Source organism: Streptomyces sp. NTH33 (genome assembly GCF_003236365.1).
Lineage (GTDB): Bacteria > Actinomycetota > Actinomycetes > Streptomycetales > Streptomycetaceae > Streptomyces.
In genome coordinates, this window is the sequence record NZ_POTZ01000462.1 from 1 (window position 1) to 5405 (window position 5405).

Below are 5405 nucleotides of genomic sequence, written 5' to 3' on the forward strand. Positions count from 1 at the left end.
ATCCGGCCGGAGACGGGGTATCAACATATCTGGCGTTGATTTTTGGCACGCTGTTGAGTTCTCAAGGAACGGACGCTTCCTTCGTACTCACCCTCGCGGGCTTTCCTCCGGGCGCTTCCCTTCGGTGTTTCCGACTCTATCAGATCTTCCCGACCCGATTTCCTCGGCGCTTTCCGGGTTCCCGCTCTCGCGTTTCCCTTTCCGGCGGACCCGACTTTACCAGAACTTTTGAGTCGGTTTGACCGACCGCCGTTCCGATTCATCGGGAGGGGCTTCTTCGCGATCGACATCGTCGTCGCCTTCTGAAGCAGACAGATGCTCACTGCCGCCCATCTGGACCAGGTCCAGCTCCAGGCAACTGTTCGAATCTACCTCCCCACCCGATCCGTGTCAACGGCTCCGGTGGGGCGAAGAGGAGACTAGCAGCTCAGCAGACGTAAACGCACATCAGGCGGCCGTCGGCACGGTGGCGCTTCGCTCGACTGCCTCCACGTCCCCGGTCTCGCCGGCCCGGGCCGCACGACCGCCGAGGACGAAGACGTACACGAGGAAGGACAACTCGACGACGACGCCGATGCCTATGCGAGCCCAGGTGGGCAGGCCCGAGGGGGTGACGAAGCCTTCGATGGCGCCGGAGACGAAGAGGACCAGAGCCAGGCCGATCGCCATGCCCACCGCGGCTCGGCCTTCTTCGGCGAGGGCGGTGCGTCGGGAGCGGGGACCGGGGTCGATGAGCGTCCAGCCGAGACGCAGTCCCGTACCGGCGGCGACGAAGACGGCCGTCAGCTCGAGCAGGCCGTGCGGCAGGACAAGACCGAGGAACGTGTCGAGTCTGCCGGCCGAGGACATCAGGCCGATGCCGACGCCGAGATTGAGCATGTTCTCGAAGAGGACCCACAGGACAGGCAGGCCCAGGAAGACTCCCAGGACCAGGCACATGGCGGCGGCCCGGGCGTTGTTCGTCCACACCTGGGCGGCGAAGGAGGCCGCGGGGTGGCTGGAGTAGTACGCCTCGTACTCGCCGCCGGGTCGGGTGAGCTCCCGCAGCTCGCTGGGGGCCGCGATCGCGGCCTGCACCTCGGGGTGCGTACCGATCCACCATCCCAGAAGTGCCGCGACAGCAGTGGAGAGGATCGCGGTGGGCACCCACCAGTAGCGGGTCCGGTAGACCGCCGCGGGGAAACCCTCCAGCAGGAAGCGGGTGACGTCTTGCCACGAGGCACGGCGGGCTCCCGTCACGGCACTCCGCGCGCGTGCCACGCGCTGGCTGAGCCAGCTGGTCAGCTGAGGGTCCGGAGCACTGGACTGGATCAGGGAGAGGTGGGTCGCCGCGCGCTGGTAGAGGACGACGAGTTCGTCGGCCTCCGTGCCGGTGAGGCGGCGGCGACGGAGCAGGGCGTCGAGGCGGTCCCACTCGGCTCGGTGGGCGGAGACGAAGACGTCCAGATCCATCGGGTCTGCCTGCTCCTCGGCTGGTTGTTCGACGGCGCGTCGGCTGCGTCAGCTTGTCTTACCGCGGCGCGATTGCCCTCAGCTTGGCAGACTGGCCGTTCTCATGGGCAGGTCAGGGGAAGGACGACGGGTGTGAGTGAGCTGGTGACGGGCGAGGCGGTGGCGCTGGAGTTGCGCCCTGCGAGGCTGCCCAGCAGGGCGCTGGCGGTACTGCTCGACCTCCTCCTGGCCGTGGCGGTCTACGTCGCCGTGACCGTGGCCGTGGTCGCTGCCACGGCTTCCCTGGACGAGGCGGCGCGGATGGCGCTGTCGATCGCGACGTTCCTGCTCGTGCTGGTGGGGGGACCGATAGCCGTGGAGACGCTCAGCCACGGGCGGTCTCTCGGGAAGGTGGCGTGCGGGCTGCGGGTGGTCAGGGACGACGGCGGGCCGATCCGGTTCCGGCATGCGCTGGTGCGCGGTGCGATCGGTGTGGTCGAGATCCTGATGACCTTCGGGGTGATCGCATGCATCGCCTCGCTGGTGTCGGCGCGCGGGCGTCGGCTGGGTGACGTGTTCGCGGGCACTCTGGTCGTGCGGGAGCGGGTACCGGCCGGGCCGACGGCGTTCGTGCCTCCGCCGCCGCCCTGGCTGGCGGGGCGTTTCTCGGCACTGGACCTGTCGGCGGTCCCCGACGGCCTGTGGCTGGCGATCCGGCAGTACCTGACACGGATGCAACAGCTGGACCCGCAGGTCGGCTGGGGCATGGCGGAGCGGCTTGCCGCCGATCTCGCCTCCCGTACCGGGACTCCGGCGCCGGCGGGGGTTCCGCCGGCCATGTATCTGGCGGCGGTGCTGCAGGAGCGGCAGACCCGGGAGGCCCGGCGCGCGTTCGGTAAAAGCCCGGCGTCGGAAAGGACCGCCGACGGGGGCGATGCCCTGCCCGGTGCGCCCGGCTTCTCCGCACCGCAGCCGCCCACCACGCCTCCGCTGTCGTATCCGGCCGAAGCCCGCCCTGAGACCTCGGCATACGGCACCGGCGGGCACCCGGAGACTCCCGCCCCCGGCACTGCGCGGACTGAGCGCCCGAGCACTGGGTTCGTGCCGCCCGCCTGAGCCAGGCGAGCCCGGCCGCCGGCCTGCCCGGTCCCTGCCGCCTCGCGTTCCCTCGTGTTTCCTCGCGTTCAGCGCTCAGGAGCCGAAGGCCGACGGCGGCGACTGGAGGTCCTCGAGCTCGATGCCGGGGGCCGCCAGGACCACGTCCCCGGCGATGTGCACGGTGTGCTGTTCGCCGGTGTCCAGGGCTGTGACCTGGTATTCGTCCACGATCAGGGGGCCGTTGTCAGTGGCGTGTGTTTCTCTTTCCACCAGGGCCCAGGACTGGTCCACAGTGCGCGGGGCGAGGACCGGTTCCGTGAAGAGGACGAGGCGTACACGGGTCGCGGCGGCGGAGGAGGTGAGGCGCAGGAGACGAGCGGTGGCGACGAGGAACGCGGGGGACGTGCCGGTGAAGGCGTGGGCGCGCGCATTGCCTTCGGTTGCCTGGCTGCCAGTGGGGTCGGTGCGGACCCAGGTAACCCCGTCGAGGGCGGCGCCGCGCACCTGCCAGCTCCCCGCGTGGAGTTCGAGGCGGATGGGGCGGCCGAGTTCGTCGAGGGCGAGGTCGACGGAGCCGTGGTGGTCGCCCGAGGGGGTGGTCAGCTGGGAGACGTAGCGCCAGCCGGAGGGCCCGGGGGCGCATTGGAAGTGCTCTTCTGCGTAAGGGGCGTGATCGTGCGGGTCGTGAAGCGAATATCGGCCGCGGGGCATGGGGGTCCTGGGTTCTGAGGGCTGGTCCGGCGAAAGGGGCAGGCCCCCGGCACGGGGGTGCGGGGGCCTGCCTCGGTTCGGAGGACCTGGCTGAGACGCGGGGCTGCGGCTCGGTACCGGTCAGTAGCGGTAGTGGTCCGACTTGTACGGGCCGTCGACGTCCACGCCGATGTACGCGGCCTGCTCGGGGCGGAGCCTGGTCAGCTTCACGCCGAGCGCGTCCAGGTGGAGGCGGGCGACCTTCTCGTCGAGGTGCTTGGGCAGCACGTAGACGCCGGTCGGGTACTCGTCGGGCTTGGTGAACAGCTCGATCTGGGCCAGGGTCTGGTCCGCGAAGGAGTTGGACATCACGAACGACGGGTGGCCGGTGGCGTTGCCCAGGTTCAGCAGGCGGCCCTCGGACAGCACGATGATCTTCTTGCCGTCCGGGAAGGTCCAGGTGTGGACCTGCGGCTTGACCTCGTCCTTGACGATGCCGGGGGTCCTGGCGAGGCCGGCCATGTCGATCTCGTTGTCGAAGTGGCCGATGTTGCCGACGATCGCCTGGTGCTTCATCCTCGCCATGTCGGAGGCAAGGATGATGTCCTTGTTGCCGGTGGTGGTGATGAAGATGTCGGCCGTCTCGACGACCTCGTCCAGGGTGGTGACCTGGTAGCCGTCCATCGCCGCCTGCAGGGCGCAGATCGGGTCGATCTCGGTGATGATCACGCGGGCGCCCTGCCCGCGCAGGGACTCCGCGCAGCCCTTGCCCACGTCGCCGTAGCCGCAGACGACGGCGGTCTTGCCGCCGATCAGGACGTCGGTGGCGCGGTTGATGCCGTCGACCAGGGAGTGCCGGCAGCCGTACTTGTTGTCGAACTTCGACTTGGTGACGGAGTCGTTGACGTTGATCGCCGGGAAGAGGAGGGTGCCGTCGCGCTGCATCTCGTACAGGCGGTGCACGCCGGTGGTGGTCTCCTCGGTGACGCCGCGGATCTCGGAGGCCAGCTGGGTCCACTTCTGGGGGTTCTCGCCCAGGGTGCGGGTCAGCAGCTGCAGGATGACGCGGTGCTCGTCGGACTCGGCGGTGTCGGGCGAGGGGACCTTGCCGTCCTTCTCGTACTCGACGCCCTTGTGGACCAGGAGGGTGGCGTCACCGCCGTCGTCCAGGATCATGTTCGGGCCGCCGGTGGGGCTGTCCGGCCAGGTCAGCGCCTGCTCCGTGCACCACCAGTACTCCTGAAGCGTCTCGCCCTTCCAGGCGAAGACCGGGATGCCCTGCGGGTTGTCGGGGGTGCCGTTCGGGCCGACGGCGATGGCGGCGGCCGCGTGGTCCTGGGTGGAGAAGATGTTGCAGGACGCCCAGCGGACCCGTGCGCCCAGGGCCACCAGGGTCTCGATCAGGACGGCGGTCTGCACGGTCATGTGCAGGGAGCCGGTGATGCGCGCGCCCTTCAGGGGCTGCGCGGCGGCGTACTCCTCACGGATCGCCATCAGACCGGGCATCTCGTGCTCGGCGAGGGAGATTTCCTTGCGGCCGAACTCGGCCAGGGACAGATCGGCGACCTTGAAGTCCTGTCGGCTGTCGACAGTCGTCATTACGGGCTGCTCCTCGGGGTTGGGTCGAGGTGGGTACGGCTGACCTGCGCGGCGGCGGACACAGGGGTGCCCGAAGAGGACACAGGCATGCCCGCGTGCGCGCAGCGCAGTCCGTCGGAGGCCCTCTCTCCCTCGGCCGGTCCGTCTGCGGACCGCCCGACCGCCATCAGCAGCGACGTCTGGCTCCGTCCCAAGCTACACCGGAGAGCGGGGCCGCCCCAGTCCGCCTCCGGACACTTCGTTACCCTCTGCGCCGCGGACGGGCCGCACGGGGAGGAGACGGATGTCCGGCAGAGGGCGGGGACTCGCGGCTGCGGCGCTGGTGCTGGGGCTGGTGGGTTCGGTGGTGGGCTTTGGCTCCTTCGGGTATGCGAGGGCGGCGTACGGGGGATCCGTCATCCGGGGTTCCAGCATGTCGCCGACGTACGAGCAGGGAGACCGCGTCATCTTCGAACGTGTCGACGGCTCCCAGGTGCGGCGCGGCGACGTCGTGCTGTTCTCCGCACCGGACCGCTACGGCTTCACCTCCGACGTGATGAAGCGGGTCGTCGGGGTGGGCGGCGATCGCGTGGTGTGCTGTACGGGTG

General features: G+C 69.6%; 5 protein-coding genes. 2 read left to right on the forward strand and 3 right to left on the reverse strand.

Features of this window, described 5'->3' with window-relative positions; genetic code table 11:
• Positions 1–447: 447 nt before the first annotated feature.
• Positions 448–1452: a stage II sporulation protein M gene (locus tag C1I97_RS30445; protein ID WP_111006317.1), complete on the reverse strand. Its 1005-nt coding sequence runs from the start codon at positions 1450–1452 to the stop codon at positions 448–450.
• 132 nt (positions 1453–1584) lie between these two features.
• Here C1I97_RS30445 and C1I97_RS30450 point away from each other — a divergent pair, with 132 nt between their 5' ends.
• The gene (locus C1I97_RS30450; RefSeq protein WP_111006318.1) at positions 1585–2547 is read left to right on the forward strand and encodes an RDD family protein; all 963 of its coding nucleotides are present in this window, start codon (positions 1585–1587) and stop codon (positions 2545–2547) included.
• Positions 2548–2622: 75 nt separating this feature from the next.
• On the opposite strand, the gene C1I97_RS30455 is transcribed toward C1I97_RS30450, so the two are convergent.
• Together C1I97_RS30455 and ahcY are read right to left on the reverse strand one after the other, a co-directional pair.
• Positions 2623–3240: a hypothetical protein gene (locus C1I97_RS30455; protein WP_111006319.1), complete on the reverse strand. Its 618-nt coding sequence runs from the start codon at positions 3238–3240 to the stop codon at positions 2623–2625.
• Positions 3241–3360: 120 nt separating this feature from the next.
• A complete protein-coding gene (gene ahcY, locus C1I97_RS30460; protein ID WP_111006320.1) occupies positions 3361–4818 on the reverse strand; it encodes an adenosylhomocysteinase in 1458 nt (485 codons plus the stop codon).
• Positions 4819–5101: 283 nt separating this feature from the next.
• Here ahcY and lepB point away from each other — a divergent pair.
• A partial coding sequence (gene lepB, locus C1I97_RS30465) for a signal peptidase I (RefSeq protein WP_111006321.1) occupies positions 5102–5405 on the forward strand: 304 nt, incomplete at its 3' end.